24 protein-coding genes are annotated in these 19,461 nt (G+C 61.1%); 8 read left to right on the top strand and 16 right to left on the bottom strand.

The window, feature by feature from the left end; translation table 11 throughout:
* Positions 1–93 precede the first annotated feature (93 nt).
* On the top strand, positions 94–948 hold the full coding sequence (rpoH, locus tag ACYASU_RS08380; protein WP_463582507.1) for an RNA polymerase sigma factor RpoH: 855 nt from the start codon (positions 94–96) through the stop codon (positions 946–948).
* A 213-nt stretch (positions 949–1,161) separates the two neighbouring features.
* Here rpoH and mtgA read toward each other — a convergent pair whose 3' ends face one another.
* A complete protein-coding gene (mtgA, locus tag ACYASU_RS08375; RefSeq protein WP_463582506.1) occupies positions 1,162–1,872 on the bottom strand; it encodes a monofunctional biosynthetic peptidoglycan transglycosylase in 711 nt (236 codons plus the stop codon).
* A 75-nt stretch (positions 1,873–1,947) separates the two neighbouring features.
* Here mtgA and ACYASU_RS08370 point away from each other — a divergent pair, with 75 nt between their 5' ends.
* The 5 genes from ACYASU_RS08370 to ACYASU_RS08350 all read left to right on the top strand — a co-directional run bounded on the left by ACYASU_RS08370 (position 1,948) and on the right by ACYASU_RS08350 (position 4,948).
* Positions 1,948–2,331 carry a DUF423 domain-containing protein gene (locus ACYASU_RS08370; protein ID WP_456292246.1) on the top strand — a complete coding sequence of 128 codons (384 nt, stop codon included), beginning with the start codon at positions 1,948–1,950 and terminating at the stop codon, positions 2,329–2,331.
* A 136-nt stretch (positions 2,332–2,467) separates the two neighbouring features.
* On the top strand, positions 2,468–2,668 hold the full coding sequence (gene thiS / locus ACYASU_RS08365; RefSeq protein ID WP_463582505.1) for a sulfur carrier protein ThiS: 201 nt from the start codon (positions 2,468–2,470) through the stop codon (positions 2,666–2,668).
* A gap of 66 nt (positions 2,669–2,734) precedes the next feature.
* Entirely contained in the window at positions 2,735–3,529 is a 795-nt protein-coding gene (locus tag ACYASU_RS08360; protein WP_074892362.1) for a thiazole synthase, read from the top strand.
* A gap of 55 nt (positions 3,530–3,584) precedes the next feature.
* A complete protein-coding gene (gene trmB / locus ACYASU_RS08355) occupies positions 3,585–4,298 on the top strand; it encodes a tRNA (guanosine(46)-N7)-methyltransferase TrmB (RefSeq protein ID WP_463582567.1) in 714 nt (237 codons plus the stop codon).
* Positions 4,299–4,504: 206 nt separating this feature from the next.
* The gene (locus ACYASU_RS08350) at positions 4,505–4,948 is read left to right on the top strand and encodes a hypothetical protein (protein ID WP_074892395.1); all 444 of its coding nucleotides are present in this window, start codon (positions 4,505–4,507) and stop codon (positions 4,946–4,948) included.
* A 92-nt stretch (positions 4,949–5,040) separates the two neighbouring features.
* Here the strand turns inward: ACYASU_RS08350 and ACYASU_RS08345 are convergent, their stop codons facing one another.
* The 8 genes from ACYASU_RS08345 to ACYASU_RS08310 all read right to left on the bottom strand — a co-directional run bounded on the left by ACYASU_RS08345 (position 5,041) and on the right by ACYASU_RS08310 (position 11,483).
* Positions 5,041–5,364, bottom strand: coding sequence for a DUF3392 domain-containing protein (locus tag ACYASU_RS08345; RefSeq protein WP_192172985.1), 324 nt, complete (start codon positions 5,362–5,364; stop codon positions 5,041–5,043).
* A 22-nt stretch (positions 5,365–5,386) separates the two neighbouring features.
* The gene (gene hemW / locus ACYASU_RS08340) at positions 5,387–6,601 is read right to left on the bottom strand and encodes a radical SAM family heme chaperone HemW (protein ID WP_463582504.1); all 1,215 of its coding nucleotides are present in this window, start codon (positions 6,599–6,601) and stop codon (positions 5,387–5,389) included.
* On the bottom strand, positions 6,598–7,206 hold the full coding sequence (gene rdgB, locus ACYASU_RS08335) for an RdgB/HAM1 family non-canonical purine NTP pyrophosphatase (RefSeq protein ID WP_463582566.1): 609 nt from the start codon (positions 7,204–7,206) through the stop codon (positions 6,598–6,600). Before rdgB ends, hemW begins: the two co-directional genes overlap by 4 nt.
* Positions 7,207–7,347: 141 nt before the next feature.
* Positions 7,348–7,968 (bottom strand): methionine biosynthesis protein MetW, encoded by a 621-nt coding sequence (gene metW / locus ACYASU_RS08330; RefSeq protein WP_192172983.1) that lies wholly within the window; start codon positions 7,966–7,968, stop codon positions 7,348–7,350.
* A gap of 7 nt (positions 7,969–7,975) precedes the next feature.
* Positions 7,976–9,115 carry a homoserine O-succinyltransferase MetX gene (metX, locus tag ACYASU_RS08325; protein ID WP_192172982.1) on the bottom strand — a complete coding sequence of 380 codons (1,140 nt, stop codon included), beginning with the start codon at positions 9,113–9,115 and terminating at the stop codon, positions 7,976–7,978.
* A gap of 237 nt (positions 9,116–9,352) precedes the next feature.
* The gene (locus tag ACYASU_RS08320) at positions 9,353–9,943 is read right to left on the bottom strand and encodes a YggT family protein (RefSeq protein WP_192172981.1); all 591 of its coding nucleotides are present in this window, start codon (positions 9,941–9,943) and stop codon (positions 9,353–9,355) included.
* 10 nt (positions 9,944–9,953) lie between these two features.
* Complete coding sequence (gene proC / locus ACYASU_RS08315) at positions 9,954–10,772, bottom strand: pyrroline-5-carboxylate reductase (protein WP_463582503.1); 819 nt, start codon at positions 10,770–10,772, stop codon at positions 9,954–9,956.
* A 24-nt stretch (positions 10,773–10,796) separates the two neighbouring features.
* Entirely contained in the window at positions 10,797–11,483 is a 687-nt protein-coding gene (locus tag ACYASU_RS08310) for a YggS family pyridoxal phosphate-dependent enzyme (RefSeq protein WP_463582502.1), read from the bottom strand.
* A 54-nt stretch (positions 11,484–11,537) separates the two neighbouring features.
* Here ACYASU_RS08310 and ACYASU_RS08305 point away from each other — a divergent pair, with 54 nt between their 5' ends.
* Positions 11,538–12,572: a type IV pilus twitching motility protein PilT gene (locus ACYASU_RS08305; protein ID WP_192172978.1), complete on the top strand. Its 1,035-nt coding sequence runs from the start codon at positions 11,538–11,540 to the stop codon at positions 12,570–12,572.
* 71 nt (positions 12,573–12,643) lie between these two features.
* Here ACYASU_RS08305 and ACYASU_RS08300 read toward each other — a convergent pair whose 3' ends face one another.
* Positions 12,644–13,375 (bottom strand): C40 family peptidase, encoded by a 732-nt coding sequence (locus ACYASU_RS08300; protein ID WP_133775605.1) that lies wholly within the window; start codon positions 13,373–13,375, stop codon positions 12,644–12,646.
* Between the two features lie 250 nt (positions 13,376–13,625).
* Here ACYASU_RS08300 and ACYASU_RS08295 point away from each other — a divergent pair, with 250 nt between their 5' ends.
* Positions 13,626–14,042, top strand: coding sequence for an NINE protein (locus ACYASU_RS08295; protein ID WP_463582501.1), 417 nt, complete (start codon positions 13,626–13,628; stop codon positions 14,040–14,042).
* 214 nt (positions 14,043–14,256) lie between these two features.
* Here the strand turns inward: ACYASU_RS08295 and ACYASU_RS08290 are convergent, their stop codons facing one another.
* The 6 genes from ACYASU_RS08290 to ACYASU_RS08265 form a co-directional block, all read right to left on the bottom strand.
* Entirely contained in the window at positions 14,257–15,528 is a 1,272-nt protein-coding gene (locus ACYASU_RS08290; RefSeq protein WP_346627247.1) for a dihydroorotase, read from the bottom strand.
* A complete protein-coding gene (locus ACYASU_RS08285; protein WP_037018862.1) occupies positions 15,525–16,529 on the bottom strand; it encodes an aspartate carbamoyltransferase catalytic subunit in 1,005 nt (334 codons plus the stop codon). Before ACYASU_RS08285 ends, ACYASU_RS08290 begins: the two co-directional genes overlap by 4 nt.
* Before the next feature lie 12 nt (positions 16,530–16,541).
* Positions 16,542–17,063, bottom strand: coding sequence for a bifunctional pyr operon transcriptional regulator/uracil phosphoribosyltransferase PyrR (gene pyrR / locus ACYASU_RS08280; protein WP_463582500.1), 522 nt, complete (start codon positions 17,061–17,063; stop codon positions 16,542–16,544).
* 76 nt (positions 17,064–17,139) lie between these two features.
* Positions 17,140–17,577, bottom strand: a complete 438-nt coding sequence (gene ruvX / locus ACYASU_RS08275; RefSeq protein WP_237254516.1) for a Holliday junction resolvase RuvX — start codon at positions 17,575–17,577, stop codon at positions 17,140–17,142.
* On the bottom strand, positions 17,577–18,146 hold the full coding sequence (locus ACYASU_RS08270) for a YqgE/AlgH family protein (protein WP_192172975.1): 570 nt from the start codon (positions 18,144–18,146) through the stop codon (positions 17,577–17,579). Before ACYASU_RS08270 ends, ruvX begins: the two co-directional genes overlap by 1 nt.
* A 107-nt stretch (positions 18,147–18,253) precedes the next feature.
* Positions 18,254–19,156: an energy transducer TonB gene (locus tag ACYASU_RS08265; RefSeq protein ID WP_192172974.1), complete on the bottom strand. Its 903-nt coding sequence runs from the start codon at positions 19,154–19,156 to the stop codon at positions 18,254–18,256.
* Positions 19,157–19,461 lie beyond the last annotated feature (305 nt).

Raw genomic sequence — 19,461 nt, 5'->3', positions numbered from 1 at the left:
TATTGACTTTTCAGCTCAGGGAACTTGTCTAGCGGTTCCCGGTCAATTTCGCAGTGCTGAACTGCACGAGTTATGTGTCGGAGGTTTTTCGTAATGACCAATTCTTTGCAACCTGCGTATGCCTTAGTCCCGGGTGCGAACCTGGAAGCCTATGTGCACACGGTTAACAGCATCCCACTGCTGACGCCAGAGCAGGAGCGTGAACTGGCCGAGAGTCTCTTCTATGAGCAGGATTTGGGGGCGGCTCGGCAGATGGTGCTCGCCCACCTGCGATTTGTCGTGCATATCGCACGCAGTTATTCCGGTTATGGCCTGGCTCAGGCTGACCTGATTCAGGAAGGTAACGTTGGCCTGATGAAGGCCGTGAAGCGCTTCAACCCCGAGATGGGTGTGCGCCTGGTGTCCTTTGCCGTGCACTGGATCAAGGCCGAGATTCACGAGTTCATCCTGCGCAACTGGCGCATCGTGAAGGTCGCGACCACCAAGGCTCAGCGCAAACTGTTCTTCAATCTGCGCAGCCAGAAAAAACGCCTGGCTTGGCTGAACAACGAAGAAGTACATCGCGTAGCGGAAAGCTTGGGTGTCGAACCCCGCGAAGTGCGCGAGATGGAAAGCCGTCTGACCGGCCACGACATGGCCTTCGACCCGGCAGCAGAAGCCGACGACGACAGCGCCTTCCAGTCGCCGGCCAACTACCTGGAAGACCATCGCTACGATCCGGCGCGTCAGCTGGAAGATTCTGACTGGACTGACAGCTCGACGGCCAACCTGCACGAAGCGTTGAACGTGCTCGATGACCGCAGCCGCGACATTCTGTATCAGCGCTGGCTGGCGGAAGAGAAGGCCACGCTGCACGACCTGGCCGAGAAGTACAACGTCTCCGCCGAGCGTATTCGTCAGCTGGAGAAGAGCGCGATGAACAAGCTGAAGCTGTCGATCGCTGCCTGATTGCTACGCCGAAATGCAAAACGCCCCGAGATGATCGGGGCGTTTTTGTTTGTGGGATGTATCTCAGTAGGACCGGCTTCAGCCGGGAAGAAACCGGGTTGAGCGCCATTAGGCTTGCGGCGTGACGTGTGACGTGTGACGCGTTCCCGGCTAAAGCCGGTCCTACGGAAGCTTACATCCAGTCCTACGAAAGCCATAAAGCCAGACTTGGGCTCACCACTTCCGACTGTGATTCAGCCCCATCAGATACTCATCCCCACCCAACTGACGCATCTGCTGGCGGATCCAGCCGGCGCGGCGCGAGACATAGCTGCTGGGGTGGCTGGCGCTCCATTCCCGTGGGTTGGGCAGGACGGCGGCCAAATAACTTGCCTGTTGCGTCGAAAGCTGGCTCGCATTCACATGGAAGTGATGCTGCGCGGCCGCCTGGGCGCCGAAGACGCCGTCGTCCCATTCAACGCTGTTCAGGTACACCTCAAGAATGCGCTGCTTGGACCAGAACACCTCGATCAGCCCGGTGAACCAGGCTTCAAGACCCTTGCGGAAGTAACTGCGGCCCGACCACAGAAACAGATTTTTCGACACCTGCTGGCTCAGCGTACTGGCCCCGCGCAGGGAGCCGCCGCGTTCGTTATGAACCAGTGCCGCCTGAATGGCGTCGATATCGAAACCCCAGTGCTCGGCAAACTTCTGGTCCTCGCCGGCAATGACAGCGATTTTCAGGTCATCGGAGATGTTGTCCCATGACTCCCAGTCGCGCTGCAGGTCAATGGGCTGACCGTCGAACCAGGATTCAATTTTGCGCTCGACCATCAAGGCGGTAAACGGAGGAGGGACCCAACGGAAAATCAGCACCAGCACGACACTCGTCGCTGCGAACCAGAGCAGGCCTTTGGCGACACGACGGAGAAGTAATTGCAGCATAGAGATGGCTTGGCCGAAGCGTTTGAGCGGGCCATTATACAGACCACGCGTCATTGAACTTGCCTGGAGTTGTACATGTTACGAACCTTTCTGATGCTGGCCTCCTTCTTCGGATTCACCGGCGTCGCCCTTGGCGCGTTCGCTGCCCACGGCCTGAGAAACCGCCTGACCCCCGAGTACCTGGCGGTCTTCCACACCGGCGTGCTCTACCAGCTGATTCATGCGCTGGCGATTTTCGGCGTGGCGCTGCTGGCGATGCAGATCCAGGGCCGGCTCGTCACCTACGCAGGCATCTCCTTTACCCTGGGCATCATCCTGTTTTCCGGCAGCCTCTACCTGATGACGCTGACCGGCGCGACCAAGCTGGGCATCATCACCCCCTTTGGTGGCCTGTTTTTCCTGATCGGCTGGGCGATTCTCGGCTGGACAGCATGGCGCCTGGGGCTCGACACGCTTTAATCCCGTCTGGAGCGCGCGTCTGCGGACGCGTCGCAAGCCCTTGGCTACGCCCGAGACGAATGGCGTGGCTTTGCCTTGGTCATACCGACCGATCGGGCTAGAATGCTCGCCCCCTAAAATGATGGCTGCCCCTCGCATGCGCATTCAGTTGAACGGTGAATCCTTTGAGCTGCCCGACGGCGAAACCGTCGCGGGACTGCTGACACGTCTGGATCTGACCGGGCGCCGAGTCGCCGTCGAGCTCAATCTGGACATCGTCCCGCGCAGCCAGCATGCCGCCACGACGCTGGCCGAAGGCGATCAGGTCGAAGTGGTGCACGCCATCGGTGGCGGCTAGCCTTCGACGTGCCGCCGGCCTGATCCGCAGGCACTGCAAGAACCTCAACCGTAAAGAGGATTTCAGATGAGCAACGTTCGCAGCGACAAGCCGTTCACCGTGGCCGGTCGTACTTTTCAGTCGCGCCTGCTGGTCGGCACTGGCAAGTACACGGACATGGAACAGACCCGACTGGCCATCGAAGCCTCGGGCGCCGAGATCGTCACCGTTGCCGTGCGCCGGACCAACCTGGGCCAGAATCCGGGCGAACCGAACCTGCTCGACGTGTTGCCGCCGGACCGCTATACCATCCTGCCGAACACCGCCGGTTGCTACGACGCCATCGAAGCCGTTCGCACCTGCCGCCTGGCCCGCGAGCTGCTCGATGGCCATAATCTGGTCAAGCTGGAAGTCCTCGCTGACCAGAAAACCCTGTTCCCCAATGTCATCGAAACCCTCAAGGCCGCCGAAACGCTGGTCAGGGACGGCTTCGACGTCATGGTCTACACCAGCGATGACCCGATCATCGCCCGCCAGCTCGCCGAAATCGGTTGCTGCGCGGTGATGCCCCTCGCGGGCCTGATCGGTACTGGCCTGGGGATCTGCAACCCGTACAACCTGCAGATTATCCTCGAAGAATCGAAAGTCCCGGTGCTGGTGGATGCCGGTGTCGGCACTGCGTCCGATGCCACCATCGCCATGGAGCTGGGGTGTGAGGCGGTGCTGATGAACTCGGCCATCGCCCACGCGCAACACCCGGTACTGATGGCCGAAGCCATGAAACACGCCATTCTGGCAGGCCGCATGGCCTACCTGGCCGGCCGTATGCCGAAGAAACTCTATGCCAGCGCGTCTTCGCCGCTGGATGGTCTGATCAAGTAAGAGCCTGTTGATGATTGATTCGCAAACGCCCGACCCACTTCCGGACGATGAAGTGATGAACGACGAAAACACCAAAGCCCAAGGCGATGACAGCCACCATCGGCGCATCAAGAGCTTCGTGATGCGTGCCGGTCGCATGACCGAAGGCCAGCAACGTGGTCTGGATCAGGGCAAGGAGCGTTTCGTGCTGCCGCTGGCCGACGCCCCGGTGGATTTTGATCAGGTGTTTGGTCGCTCCGCCCCGCGCACCCTCGAAATCGGCTTCGGCATGGGCCACTCGCTGCTGGAAATGGCCGCCGCCGCGCCAGAGCAGGATTTCATCGGCGTGGAAGTGCACCGTCCGGGCGTCGGCGCCTTGCTCAACGGCGTGCTGACCCAGCGGCTCACCAACCTGCGCGTTTATGATTGCGATGCGATCGAAGTGCTCAACCGTTGTGTGGCCGACAACAGCCTGGATCGGCTGATGCTGTTCTTCCCGGATCCCTGGCACAAGTCGCGCCATCACAAGCGCCGCATTGTCCAGGCCGAATTTGCCGAGCTGGTGCGCACCAAGCTGAAGCCGGGCGGCGTGCTGCACATGGCGACCGACTGGGAACCCTATGCCGAATACATGCTGGAAGTGATGAACGTGGCGCCGGGTTACCGCAACCTGGCCGAAGACGGCAAATGCGTTCCGCGCCCTGCGGAGCGTCCGATCACCAAGTTCGAGCGCCGTGGCGAACGCCTCGGTCACGGGGTTTGGGATCTGAAGTTCGAGAAGCTGGCCTGATCACTTCCCGACCAGGAGCGGTCCGGTAGTGGCCGCTTTTGAGTTTTTACAGCACATTTCAGCCGCTTTTTGCCTTGTATGACGAACCCTTCGATTTCTTCCTAAGGAGGCTACAAGGTCTTCGGAATCGTCCGACATCCATTTTCAGTTCTGATCTTCATAGTCCCCGCCGTTGCATATATCAATATTGATGACGAGGAATGAAGATGAACAAGTTTTGGCAAATGGCTGCGATCGCCACGCTGATTGCGACCACCAGCGGCTGTGTCAGCTATAACGTCAGCCAGCCAAGCGCTTCGCTGTCCGGCGACGTGAAGACTGATCTGAAGGCTGACGTCAAAGTCGGTGAAGCCATCAGCGGCGAGTCGTCCACCAATGTTCTGTTCGGCTGGTTGAACATCGGCGGCGATACGCAATTTGCGGACGGCGTGACCTACGGCGGCGCGAGCGGTGGTGGCGGCATCGGCCTGCCTCTGCCGGACCCGATCTCCTCCACCAAGGCCGCCGCAGCGTTCAAGGCCGTCAAATCGTCCGGTTCCGACCTGATCGTGGCGCCGCGTTATGAAGTCACCGTCAACGATTACTTCATCTTCAAGCAAGTGAACGTGAAAGTGACCGGCAACAAAGGCAGCATCCAGAGCATCCGCTGATGGGCTGATCGCATTCGGCAACTGCGGAGTGTGATTCTTGAGAGCGCCCTTCCCGCCATAGCGGGCAAGGGCGCTTTTGCATGTCCGGTCGGTTATTTCCGATCGGCCACTACCCCGATCAACACCAGCACTACCACCAATACCGGTGCCAGGCTGTAGTTGTTGAATTGGCTCAGGGCGCGAACGACCCACGGCGTTGCATAAATCAGCGCAGCGCCACTGCCGACGGTGCAGAGCAGCGCCATGATCGGAATGCGCAGGGCGCCTGCAAAGCCGCCGATGCGGCCTTCGATCCAGCCCTTGATGTCAGTTCCGAACAGAATCAGCAGACAGCCCACCAGTGCCAGGGCGATTTCCGACAAATTGCTGCGACTCCAGCGCGAGACGGTGGCCAGTAAGTCGAGTACGAATTCCATTCAGTGTCCTTTGTGTTGAGCCTTACAGAAGAAAGTGCTGCAGCAGATCGTTGAGGAATAACTGGCCGCGAGCGGTCGCCACCAGCCGTGACGGATCGGTCTCCAGCAAGCCGCGGTGTTCCGCCTCAAGACGGGCGCTGGCAAGCGAATCGACGCTTAGACCGGTGCGGCGCTGAAATAACGCAGCGTCCACGCCTTTTGTCAGGCGCAGGGCGTTCATCAGGAATTCAAACGGCATCTCATCCAGTGGCAGCAGCTTTTCGCCAGCCTGATAGGCCTTGGCGGGATTCAAATAGTCTTTGGGCAAGCGGGTTTTCCAGGTGCGGATGATGCGCCCGTCCGGGTGGCTGAGCTTGCCATGGGCGCCCGCTCCGATCCCGATGAAATCCCCGAAGCTCCAGTAATTCAGGTTATGCCGCGCCTCGCGTCCCGGCTGCGCGTATGCCGACACTTCGTATTGGCCGTAGCCGTTTTCCCGAAGCAGCGTCTGACCGGCCTCCTGGATATCCCAAAGGATGTCATCTTCCGGCAGCGTGGGCGGCTGATTCCAGAACACGGTGTTCGGCTCAAGGGTCAGCTGATACCAGGACAGGTGCGTCGGGGCGAGGGCGATGGCCTGCCGCAGGTCGCCGAGCGCGTCTTCCTGGGACTGATCCGGCAGACCGTGCATGAGGTCCAGATTGAAGTTATCGAAACCCGCCCGACGGGCCATGTCCGCTGCGCGCACGGCCTCATCGCCGTTATGGATACGCCCAAGCGCCTTGAGCTTGGCCTCCTGAAAACTCTGGATGCCGATCGACAGCCGATTGATGCCCAGGCCGCGATAAGCGCTGAATTTCACCTGCTCAAAGGTGCCGGGGTTGGCTTCCAGCGTGATCTCGATGTCGGGCGCGAAACGGATGCGTTGTTCCACGCCGCGCAACAAACGGCCCAGCGCATCGGCGCTGAACAGGCTGGGCGTGCCGCCACCGAAGAAAATCGTGCTCAGCTCGCGGCCGTAAACGTGGGGCAGGTCCTGGTCGAGGTCGGCCAGCAACGCGTCGACGTATTCCTGCTCCGGCAAAACCGGGCTCGCGGTGTGGGAGTTGAAATCGCAGTACGGGCATTTGCGCACGCACCACGGAATATGGATGTACAGCGACAGCGGTGGCAGCTCGGCAAGGGGGGGCCGTGGCTGCTCAGAGGAGAAACCGGCCGCGCCCAGAATCAGCGGCCGGGTGTTGGAGTCCTGAGTCATTGCTGATCAGGGCTCAGCCCCAGACGCTGACGCAGGATGGCCATGGCGCGGGCGCGGTGGCTGATCTGGTTCTTGTCCGCCGGGGTGAGTTCGGCGCTTGAACAGTTGCGCTCCGGCACCCAGAACAGCGGGTCATAACCAAAGCCGTGTTCGCCGCTGGCGGCGGTGAGGATGCGGCCGTGCCACAGACCTTCGCAGAGGATCGGCAGCGGGTCGTCGGCGTGGCGTACCAGTGCCAGAACGCAGACGAACTGGGCGCCGCGCTGTTCGGCGGGGACGTCCTTGAGGGCGTCCAGCAATTTGGCGTTGTTTGCCGCATCACCCTTGCCGTCGGCGTAACGCGCGGAGTAGATGCCCGGCGCACCGCCCAGGTAATCCACCGCCAGCCCCGAGTCATCGGCCAGCGCCGGCAGGCCGGAAATTCGCGCCGCATTGCGCGCTTTGAGGATGGCGTTTTCGACGAACGACAGCCCGGTTTCTTCGGGCTCCACGGTGCTGAACTCGCCGATCGAGCGCAGCTGTACGCTGGCGCCGAGCATGGCCTGAAGTTCTTTGAGTTTGCCGGCGTTGTGGCTGGCCAGTACAAGCTGGGTGAGATTCATGATGAGTCCGTATAAATCGGCTGCGTGAAAACTGCTGCGTTTAAATCCGCTGATTGAAGCTGAGCCCGTTGCGTTGCTGTCGCCCGCTTTCTTCACTTGGGTGCTAACGCTGGCTGGCAGGGCTTTACTGCCCTGCGGCACCGGTCACACGGCTATCTGATGGTCCTGCAAGCCCGGGCTGCTGACGCGATAGATGCCGATTTCACCCAACAGATTAGGCCAAAGCTTGCTGGCCCAGCCGTGCCGGTGCTGTTGATCGACCGCGAGCCGATCAATGACCTTCGCCGAGCGACCGCGGCACAGCTCTTCGAAATCTTCGAAGGTGCAGAAGTGGATGTTCGGCGTGTTGTACCACGTGTACGGCAGGAACTCGGAAACCGGCATCCGCCCCTTGCTCGCCAGGTACCAGCGGCAGCGCCAGTGCCCGAAGTTGGGGAAGGTGATGATGCACTGACGGCCTACGCGCAGCATTTCATCAAGGATGCGGTCCGGGTAGTGCACGGCCTGAAGCGCCTGGGTCATCACCACGACATCGAAACTGTTGCTGGCGAAGTTGCCCAGCCCCTTGTCCAGATCCTGTTCGATGACGTTGACGCCCCGCGCCACGCAACGGGCGATGTTGTCAGCGTCATTTTCCAGGCCATAGCCCGTCACTTGCTTGTGCTGCTGCAGCCAGGACAGCAATTCGCCGTCGCCGCAGCCGAGGTCGAGCACACGGCTGCCAGCCGGTATCCAGTCTTGGATGATGTCCAGGTCGGCTCTCATGGTGTCCTCAGAGTGCAATTCGGTTCATGTAGCTGGAGAAGGCCTGCAAATAGCGCGGGATCGGGATCAGGAAGGCGTCGTGGCCCTGGGGCGCATCGATCTCCAGATAACAGACGTCCTTTTTCGCCGCCATCAGCGCGTCGACCAGTTCCCGCGAGCGGGCCGGGGAGAAGCGCCAGTCGGTGGTAAACGACATCACACAGAACTTGGCGCTGGCATTGGCGAAGGTGGCGGCGAGGTTGTCGTTGAAGTTGGCGGCCGGATCGAAGTAGTCCAGCGCTTTGGTCATCAGCAGGTAGGTGTTGGCGTCGAAACGCCCGGAAAACTCCTCACCCTGATAACGCAGGTAGCTCTCGACCTGAAACTCGACGCTGTGAAAGTCGTAGTTGAGGTTTTCGTTCTTCAGGCCCCGGCCGAATTTCTCACCCATCGAGTCATCGGACAGGTAAGTGATATGCCCGACCATGCGCGCCAGCATCAGGCCGCGCTTGGGGATCACGCCGTGTTCCTGAAACGAGCCGCCGTGGAATTCCGGGTCCGTCAGGATCGCCTGCCGCGCGACTTCGTTGAACGCGATGTTCTGCGCCGACAACTTGGGCGCGGAGGCAATCGCCAGACAGTGCCGCACGCGCTCGGGGTAGGTGATCGTCCATTGCAGCGCCTGCATGCCGCCCAGGCTGCCGCCGACGATGGCGGCCCATTGATCGACGCCCAGCCGGTCGGCCAGACGCGCCTGGCTGTGCACCCAGTCTTCGACCGTCAATACCGGGAAGTCGGCGCCGAAGGGCCTGCCGGTTTCCGGGTTGAGGCTGCTGGGGCCGGTGGAGCCGTTGCAGCCGCCGAGGTTGTTCAGGCTGACGACGAAGAACTTGTCGGTGTCGATGGGCTTGCCGGGGCCGATGCAGCTGTCCCACCAGCCTGGCTTGCGGTCTTCGGCGCTGTGGTAGCCCGCCGCGTGGTGATGACCCGACAGCGCGTGGCAAATCAGCACCGCGTTGCTTTTGGCGGCGTTGAGCTGACCGTAGGTTTCGTAGATGAGGTCGTAGGCAGGCAACGAGCGACCGCAGGCCAGGGCCAGCGGCTCATTGAAATGCGCCGTTTGCGGCGTGACTAGACCGACAGAATCTTTGGGAAAGACCGTGGACATCGACCTGCTCTCGCTGAAATGAGGCGTAAGTCTAAAGATCGCGCGGGGGTGCGGCAACAAAGTAAATGGCTGATTTCGCGGAGGGTGACGCTTTGGATTTTTGCCGGCGCGACATTCATCCGACTGGGAAAAAGGCGACGGCTGCTGGCGCCGTCGCCCCAAGATCTAAAGCTTCCCGGCTGAAGCCGGTCCTACTGTCAGAGTTACCGCGTTCTCATTGGTTGCATGCGGCGGCAGTCAGATCAACCGCCAAAGCTCTTGCGGCATGCCGGCATAGGCCGCCAGTTCAGGCATGACGTAAGACTGCAGCACCTGGATCGCCAGGAAGGCGAAGATCGGCGAGATGTCCATGCCGCCCAGGTTGGGGATGATGCGACGGAATGGCGCCAGGATCGGCTCGCTGATCTGGTAGGCGAGCTCGGCCGCCGGGTTGTGGCTGCCCGGAGCAATCCACGACACGATAACCATAATGATCATCGCGACCCAGAAGATCTTCAGCAGCAGCGACGTGATGCCGATGATCGACCACATCAACAGGTGCGGGATATCGCCGATGGTGCCGTAGGTCATCATCAGCACGAAGGCCATCAACAGCGCCTGAATGACGATCGCCAGCAGCAGCGAGGACGTGTCGAGTCCGAAGACGCTCGGCACGATGCGCCGGATAGGCTTGAGCAACGGCTGGGTCGCACGGACGGCGAACTGGCACAGCGGGTTGTAAAAGTTGGCTTTGACCAGCTGCAGCACGAAGCGCAGCAGAACGATGGTCAGGTACAGGCTGATGAGCGTCTGGATGACGAAAATCGTGGCGCCGGTGAGTGCATTCATGAGTGGTTCCTTATTTGCCCAGCTGTTCGGCGAGTTCGGCGGAGCGATGTGCAGCGGCGCCCAGCGCCTTCTCCACAATGGCTTCGAAGCCATCGGCCTGGAACGATTTGATGGCCGCTTCGGTGGTGCCCGCAGGCGAGGTCACACGGCGACGTAGTTCAGCGGCATCGACGTCGCTGCCGGTCGCCATCAGTGCAGCGCCCAGTGCGGTTTGCAGGGTGAGCTTGCTGGCAACGTCAGCCGGCAGGCCGAGTTTGACGCCTGCGGCCGTCATGGCTTCGATCAGCAGGAAGAAATACGCCGGGCCGCTGCCCGACACCGCCGTTACGGCGTCGATGTGGGCTTCTTCGTCGACCCACAGTGCAATCCCGACCGCCGACAGCAACGTCTCGGCCTGCTCGCGCTGGGCCGGGGTGACATCCGCCGTCGCATACAAGCCGCTAACACCCTGGCGCAACAGCGCCGGGGTATTCGGCATGCAGCGCACGAGGGGCTGCTCGCCCAGCCACGACCGCATGCTGGCGCAGGTAATCCCGGCTGCGATGGACACGATCAGTTGATGCGGTTTGAGTGCCGGCTTCAGCGCTTCGCACACGGCTTTCATCATTTGTGGCTTGACCGCCAGCAGCACCACATCGGCGCCTTCAATGGCCTCGGCGTTGTCGGCGACCACCTTGATGCCGTGTTCTTGTGCCACGCGCTCGCGGGTCTCTGCGCCAGGGTCACTGGCGCGAATCAGCTCAGCGGCGACGCCCTGGGCGCGCATGCCGCCAATCAGGCTGGCGGCCATGTTGCCGGCGCCGATGAACGCGATACGGGTTTTGCTCATGAACGGTTTCCTGTGGGGCAAAGGTTAAGGCTGCCCATAATTGCGGGCGCCAAAGAGGGCTGTGCCAATCCGCACCCAGGTCGCGCCTTGTGCGATGGCGGCTTCGAGGTCGTGGCTCATGCCCATGGAAAGCGTGTCCAGCGGCAGGCCCAGTTGCGCCTGCAGCGTGCTGACGGCGGCGAACGAAGCGTTCTGTTCATCGCGGTCATCGGTGGGTTCGGGAATGGCCATCAGGCCGCGCAGTTTCAGATTCGGCAGCGCGCTGATGGCCTCGGCCAGTGCGGGCAGGTCTTCAGGGCTGCAGCCTGACTTGCTGGCCTCGCCGCTGACGTTGACCTGAATGCAGATGTTCAGCGGCGGCAGTTCCGGCGGACGCTGTTCGGACAGCCGTTGTGCGATTTTCAGACGGTCCACGGAATGCACCCAGGCAAAGTGCTCGGCGATGGCACGAGTCTTGTTGGACTGGATGGGGCCGATGAAATGCCAGATCAAGGGCAGGTCACTCAATTCGGCCTGTTTCCCGAGGGCTTCCTGGAGGTAATTCTCGCCAAAATCGCGGAGGCCGGCGTCGTAGGCTTCCCGCAGATCATTCGCCGGCTTGGTCTTGCTCACCGCCAACAGGCCCACAGACGCCGGGTCGCGCTGTACCGCTTGCGCCGCGCTACGAATTCGCTCGGCGAGCGTTGAAATGTTCTCTGCTATCGTGGACATTGATTTGCGCCAGCAGGGCTAAAGTCTGCGGCATTCTATGTGATGAGGAGCTGTATGGATATTACCGAGCTGCTGGCCTTCAGTGCCAAGCAAGGCGCGTCGGACTTGCATCTCTCTGCCGGCCTGCCGCCGATGATCCGCGTCGATGGCGATGTGCGGCGGATCAACCTGCCCGCACTGGACCAGAAAGAGGTTCAGGGGCTGATCTACGACATCATGAACGACAAGCAGCGCAAGGACTTCGAAGAAGATCTGGAAACAGACTTCTCATTCGAAGTGCCGGGCGTGGCGCGCTTCCGGGTCAACGCGTTTAACCAGAATCGCGGCGCGGGCGCCGTGTTCCGGACCATTCCGTCGAAGGTCCTGAGCATGGAAGAGCTGGGCATGGGCGAAGTGTTTCGCAAGATTACCGACGTGCCGCGCGGCCTGGTTCTGGTCACCGGTCCGACCGGCTCGGGCAAGTCGACCACCCTGGCTGCCATGGTCGACTACCTGAACAGCAACAAGCATCACCACATCCTCACCATCGAAGACCCGATCGAATTCGTACACGAGTCCAAGAAAAGCCTGATCAACCAGCGCGAAGTCCATCGCGACACCCACGGTTTCGCCGAAGCGCTGCGATCGGCACTGCGGGAAGACCCTGACGTGATTCTGGTGGGTGAGCTGCGCGACCTCGAAACCATTCGCCTGGCGCTGACGGCGGCAGAAACCGGTCACTTGGTGTTCGGCACGCTGCACACCACGTCCGCGGCCAAGAGCATCGACCGTATCGTCGACGTGTTCCCGGCGCAGGAGAAGTCGATGATCCGCTCGATGCTCTCCGAGTCGCTCCACGCCATCGTGTCTCAGGCGCTGCTGAAGAAGGTCGGCGGAGGTAGGGTTGCGGCCCACGAGATCATGATCGGCACGTCGGCGATCCGTAACCTGATCCGCGAGGACAAGGTGGCGCAGATGTACTCGTCGATTCAGACCGGGGGATCGCTGGGGATGCAGACGCTGGATATGTGCCTGAAGGACCTGATCAGCAAGGGGCTGATCACGCGCGAGAGTGCGCGGGAGAAGGCGAAGACGCCTGATAATTTCTGATCAGGAATACAAACGACTGTGGGGAGCGAATGAATTCGCTCCCCACAGTGTTTTTCAGACGGCGGGTGCGATCAGCGCTGGGCGATGCGCACGGTGCCTTTCTGACTCGGCGGCTGCTTTGGCAGCACACGCTTGGCGACGACGTAATGGCTGTCCCAATACGGCTTCTTCAGCGTGTCGATCGTCACGGACTTGCCACGGCGTGGCGCGTGAACGAATCGGTCGTTGCCGAGGTAAATCGCAACGTGGTTCACCGTGCGGCTCTTGATGTTGAAGAACAGCAAGTCGCCCGGCTTCAAATCCTTGCGGTCAACCTTCTGCCCGTGACCTTCGGCCATGGCGTTGGACGTGCGCGGCAAATCGACTTCGCTCACGTCGTTGAAGGCGTATTTCACCAGTCCGCTGCAGTCGAACCCTTTTGTTGGGCTGGTGCCGCCCCAACGATAAGGTGTACCGATGGCGTTGACGGCCCGGTTGACCACGGTGCTGCTCTGTTTGGTACCCATCTGCGCCGTGTTGGCCAGGGCGACAGTGTTCTGCGAAATCTTGCGAGTGCTGCGGGATGGTTTTCCCTTAACAGCTTTGGCTCGCTTGCCAGAGGTCTCGAGTGGAGTAGCCGTCTGTTCCAGTGCAGCCATTGCAGCTCGTTGAGCAGCGATGTTGCGTGAAACGGATTCCGGCGACTCGGACCTGGCGGTGAAACCGGTGAAGCTCGGTGGAAGCGTTTGCTCACGATTGGTGGCGTGGGCGGCCAGTGGCATAAATAGACAAATAGTCAGCCATGTCTTGAAAAATGGACGCATTAGGCAGGGCTCTTGTTGGTCAGCGCGCAACTTTATAACAGCTTTTTGCGAAATTCTGAGCCCCCTTGTCGAACAATTTACTGCCCTCAAAGTCAGTTTTGGCTGCAGAATCGTCATCTGAGTGTGCTGATCACCTTGCAGAACAAGGGTTTGCACGATTGAAAAGAGGTTCAAGCCATACGTCGGACGGCGTCATGAAAGTCACAAAACTTACGCATATTTTTTTCTATTGCAGCAAGCGAGGTCAACAATGAACACCTATCAACCCGACATTCAACGTCCGGACACCCACAGCAAGGTCATGGGCTATCTGCTCTGGATTGTGGGATTTACCGGGGCGCATCGCTTTTATTACGGCAAGCCGGTGACCGGCACGATCTGGTTTTTCACGCTGGGCCTGTTTGGCATTGGCTGGCTGATCGACTTGTTCCTGATCCCTGCGATGGATCGGGAAGCGGACCTGCGATTCAACGCAGGCTCGACCGATTACAGCCTCGCCTGGATTCTGCTGACCTTCCTGGGCGTGTTCGGCGTGCACCGGATGTATCAGGGCAAATGGATCACCGGGATCATTTACCTGTTCACGGGAGGTCTGGCGCTGCTGGGCGTGCTGTACGACTTCTGGACGCTGAATGACCAGATCTCGGTGAAGAACGCCCGCCGGTAATAGAGGTTGCTTTGGGCTCGTCCGTGGAAGTGAGAGAGGTCACCCCACGATGAGGTGCGTCATCGCTGACGGTAGGGGCGCGACACAAAACCTGTGGGAGCGAGCTTGTTCACGAAGGGGCCGGTGCATTCAGCCGTTTTCTCTGAGGCTGAAAGTAAGCCTTCGCGAGCAAGCTCGCTCCCACATAATCAACGTCTGCCTGAGGTTGGGCATCTCACCCGTTATAGCTAACCCGCCCATCTACAAACGTGTACTTCACGGCGCTTGGCAGGCAATGGCCGAGGAATGGGCAGTTCTCGCCTTTCGACAGCCATTTCTCGCCCGCCACCGTCGACGCAGCAGGGTCGAACAGCACCAGGTCCGCAGGTGAGCCGGCAATCAGCGTTCCGGCCGGCAGGCGCAGCGCAGCGGCCGGCCCGGAGCTGAGGCGTGCCAGCAGCGTCGGCAGGTCCAACAGGCCGTCTTCGACCAGCGTCATCGCCAGTGGCAGCAACAGCTCCACGCTGCTGATGCCCGGCTCGGTTGCGCCAAACGGTGCCAGCTTCGCATCACGCTCATGGGGCTGGTGGTGACTGGAGATCGCCTGCACCACGCCCGACTTCACCGCCTCACGCAATGCGTCGCGATCCGCGCGGGTGCGCAGCGGCGGCTGCACATGATAAAGACTAGAGAAGCCTGTCAGCGCCTCGTCGGTCAGGATCAACTGATACAGCGCCACATCTGCCGTCACCGGCAGGCCTCGCGCCTGCGCCTGGGCAATCAAGGCCACGCCGCGCGCACTGGTCAGTTGCGTGAAATGGGCGCGCACACCGCTTTGCTCGACCAGCAGCAGGTCACGCGCCAGTGCCACCGTCTCAGCCGTTTCCGGAATGCCCGGCAAACCCAGAAACGCAGCCGTCGGGCCGTCGTGGGCCAGGCCGCCTTCAGCAAGGTCGTGGTCCTGAGAGTTGAAAATCACGGTCAGATCGAACGTCGCCGCGTATTCGAGCGCGCGGCACAACGTGCGGTTGCTGCGGAAATTGACCATGCCGTTGGTGAACGCCACGCAACCGGCGTCGCGCAGGGCAATCAGCTCGGCCAGTTGCTCGCCTTCCAGACCCTTGCTCAACGCGCCGATCGGATAGACCTTGCTGTGGCCGGCTTCGCGGGCGCGGTCGAGGATCAGCTCGGCGACGGCGGACGTGTCGAGCACCGGTTTTGTACGCGGCGGACAGCACAGGCTGGTGACGCCGCCGGCCGCCGCTGCGCGGGTTTCGCTAGCGATATTGCCCTTGCGGCTGTAACCGGGCTCGCGCAACGACACGTTCAGGTCGACCAGCCCGGGGGCGGCGATCAGGCCGGCGGCGTCGATGGTTTCCATAGGGCTGAAGCCGGCAGGTGCCGCGCCGAGGGCGAGAACCTTCCCCGCTTCAAGATGGATGTCGGTGACTTGATCCAGACCGCTGACAGGGTCGATGACGCGAGCGCCGAGGATGCTGAACTTCACTGGGCGATCTCCTGCTCGAACTGACGTTGTGCGGTTTGGCCACTCATGGCCATGGACAGAACGGCCATGCGCACGGCAATGCCGTAGGTCACCTGATTGAGAATGACCGAGTGCGCACCGTCCGCTACGGCTGATTCGATTTCCACGCCGCGGTTGATCGGGCCCGGGTGCATCACGATGGCATCGGGCTTGGCGCCGGCCAGACGTGCCGTGGTCAGGCCGAACAACCGATAGAACTCACCCTCGCTCGGCAGCAGACCGCCCGACATGCGCTCGCGCTGCAGGCGCAACATGATCACGACGTCGACGTCCTTCAGGCCTTCGTTCAGGTCTGTGTAGACCTTCACGCCGTATTGCTCGACGCCCACTGGCAGCAGGGTTTTTGGCGCGACCACGCGGATGTCCGGGCAGCCCAGCGCCTTGAGCGCGATCATGTTCGAGCGCGCGACGCGGGAATGCAGAATATCGCCGACGATCGCCACCGAAAGATTCTCGAAGTTACCCTTGTGGCGGCGGATGGTCAGCATGTCGAGCATGCCCTGGGTCGGGTGCGCATGGCGGCCGTCGCCACCGTTGATGATCGCGACCTGAGGGCTGACATGTTCGGCGATGAAGTGCGCCGCACCAGAGTCACCGTGGCGCACCACGAACATGTCGGCGGCCATGGCTTCAAGGTTGCGCAGCGTATCGAACAGCGTCTCGCCCTTGCTGGTCGAGGAGGTCGACACGTTCAACGTAATGACGTCCGCCGACAACCTTTGGGCCGCCAGCTCGAACGTGGTGCGTGTGCGTGTCGAGTTTTCGAAGAACACGTTGCACACGGTCTTGCCGCGCAGCAACGGGACTTTCTTCACCGCCCGGGCGCCGACTTCGAGGAAGGAGTCGGCGGTGTCGAGGATTTCGGTGAGCAGTTCGCGGGGCAAACCGTCGAGGGAGAGGAAATGCTGCAGCTGGCCCTGATGGTTCAGTTGCAGCGGGCGCTTGGCGTCGAGAGGCGTCATCGCAAAGGACTCTTAGAGGGCGGGGGAATCGGTGGAGAGGTCTTGCAGTTCGAGCGTCAGCGGCGTTGGCCCGGACAGCTTGACCCGTTCATTCGGCCCCAGTGACAGGGTCGCGCCCGTCACGTTTGGCCGGATCGGCAGGTCAGCAGCGTCCAGATCCAGCAGCGACACCAGGGTCACGCTGGCCGGGCGGCCGTAATCGAACAGTTCGTTGAGCGCCGCACGAATGGTGCGCCCGCTCATCAGCACGTCATCGATCAGCACCAGATGCTGGCCTTCGATCTCGAACGGCAGTTCCGAAGGGCGCACTTGCGGGTGCAGGCCGTTCTGGCTGAAGTCGTCGCGGTAAAAAGAGACGTCCAGCGTGCCCAGCGGCGACTGGATGTTGAGGGCTTCAAGGAGCGCCTGCGCGACCCACACGCCACCGGTGCGAATGCCGATGAAGCGAGGCTCCTGGATGCCGCGTTTGTTCAGGTGCGCGTTGAGATCAATCGCCATCTGGCTGATCAGTTCGGCGGGATTTGGCAGACTCATGGTTGCTCCTTCAGGTGCCCCGGCGTGCGCTGCACGAACGTCCTGGGTAAATCGAATTCGGTTCAGCGTAGATAGATCAGGTTTCAAACAGCGCGGTGTTGGCTTCCAGCCAGCTTTGCAACAGCAGCGCTGCGGCGATGGCGTCCACGGGATTGTCCCGGTAGCTGCCATGCTGGCCGCGAGAGGCGCGTTCGCCCTTGGCTTCGAACGTGGTCAGGCGCTCGTCGTGGGTGTAGACCGGCAGGTTGAAGCGGCCATTGAGCTTGCGCGAAAACTTCTCGGCACGGGCGCTCATCTCGCTCGGCGTGCCGTCCATGTTCAGCGGCAGGCCGACGACGATGGCGTCCGGTTTCCATTCGGTGATCAGCGCCTGCACTTTGTCCCAGTCCGGCACGCCGTTCTGCGCTTTCAATGTGCAAAGCTCGCGGGCCTGCCCGGTGATCACCTGGCCGACCGCCACGCCGATCTGTTTGGTGCCGTAATCAAAGCCCAGTAACAGACGCAGTCCGGCCATCAGGCGTGACCCGCCTGACTGGTCAGCAGATTGAGGTTAACGCCCAGTTTGGCGGCAGCGGCGTCGAGGCGGTCTTCGCTTTCGACGTCGAAAAGGATCGCCGGGTCGAATGCGCAGTTGAGCCACGCGTTGGCGGCGAACTCGGCGTCAAGCTGGCCGGCGTCCCAGCCGGCATAGCCTAGGGTGATCAAATTTTGATCAGGGCCGTAGCCGTCTGCGATGGAGAAGAGGACGTCCTGAGAGGTCGAGAGCGAAATGCCGCCCAGGTCCACGGTCGCCTGGAAGACCTGGCCGGAAGGGTGCAGGACGAAACCTCGATCGGTTTGCACCGGCCCGCCAAGGTGAATGGCGATGTCCTTGCAGCGCGCAGGTGGCGGCAATTCGGGGCGCAGCTGTTCCAGAATGTCTGCCAGCGACAGGCTTTGCGGTCGGTTGATGATCAGGCCCATGGCGCCATTGGCATTGTGCTCGACGATGTAGGTCAAGGTCTGAGCGAAGTTCTCATCGTGCATGTGGGGCATGGCGATCAGAAACTGGTGTTTGAGGTACGACGGAGAGACGTTTTTCATGAGCCCTAGTGTGGCGTCGCGGGGCTGTTGTGACAACTGGCAGAACCGACTCACGGGCGGATAAATCGCGACGCAGGTCAGGTTTCATATTGCGCGGCATTGGCTGATCAATTACTCGACAGCTTGTCCCCGCGCGCAAATTTCCAGGTGCGGATGATCTCGAGCCGGTCAATATCGGCCAGATCGCCACTGAACGGCGCAAAGGGTGCGGCCAGGCGGACAATCTTCTGCGCCGCCTGATCCAGCAGCGGCTGGCCTGATGACTCCAGAATCAGCACTTCGTACAGCGAGCCGTCGCGATTGATCGAGACCATCATCCGCAGGCTGCCGTAGATCTGCTTGCGGCGCGCTTCGTCCGGGTAATTCAGGTTGCCGATGCGCTCGATCTTCTTGCGCCAGTCTTCTTTGTACCAGGCGCCCTTGTCGCGCATCGTTGAGGCCGCGCTCAGGCGGTGGATCTTCGGACGCTTGGCGTACGCCTGCTGCTCATCCGCCAGCTCGGCTTCGAGGCTGGCGATTTCGCTGTTCAGCTGCGTGCTGTCGATGGTCGGCGCGACCTTCTTCTGTTCTTCCGGCTTGACCTCATCGCGCCTGGCGACGGTCTTCTGCGGAGACTGGGCTTTCGTGGCGACAGCGGTCTTCGGCGCGTCCTGCTTGATCACCGGTTTGGCGGCAGGCGGTGGCGTGACCTTGTTGATCTGGTTGTCTTGATACGGGGCTATTTCGGTGGTCTTGGGCACCGCTTTCTTGTCGAGGGTGCCGCTGCCCTGCTGGTTTTCCTGGGCGAGGAAGTCGGCGTCCTTGGGCTTGGTGTCGCTTCTGAAGGGGGCGAGGGTGATCTCCAGGGTCTGGCTGATCTTTTCCGGTTTGACGTAGGTGAAACCGACGCCAAGGATCACCGCCAGATGCACCAGTGCGGCGATCATCAGGGTAAACCCGAGGCGATCGGCAGGGCGCACGCCGGTGCGGGTCAGGGACAGGGGGAGATCATCGTCGACCGCAGCGTTCATCCACGCTCCGGCAGCACATGTGCCAGCATTACTACTCACCTAGCGCAAAAATTCAGGCCGCGCATGATAACGCAATGTCAGGACTGGCTTGGCGTTTGATGTCACCGGGCCGATTAGTGGGCGGTGCCTTTCCCGTTGGGTGCTTGCTCACAAAGACCTGCTTCAAGCCCCAGAGAAGGAGAGTGAATGTCCTGGCCTCTTCACACCCTGAGGTCATCCGTCAATCTGCAGCCAGCTCAGCCAAGCGCTCTGACAAAGGCGATCCGTGCCTGCTCAAGGCTTTCAAATAGATCTGCTCCTCATAC

Source organism: Pseudomonas sp. HP_12, assembly GCF_055283955.1.
Note: the sequence above shows the minus strand (reverse complement) of the source record. Positions and strands in the feature narration are given on the sequence as shown.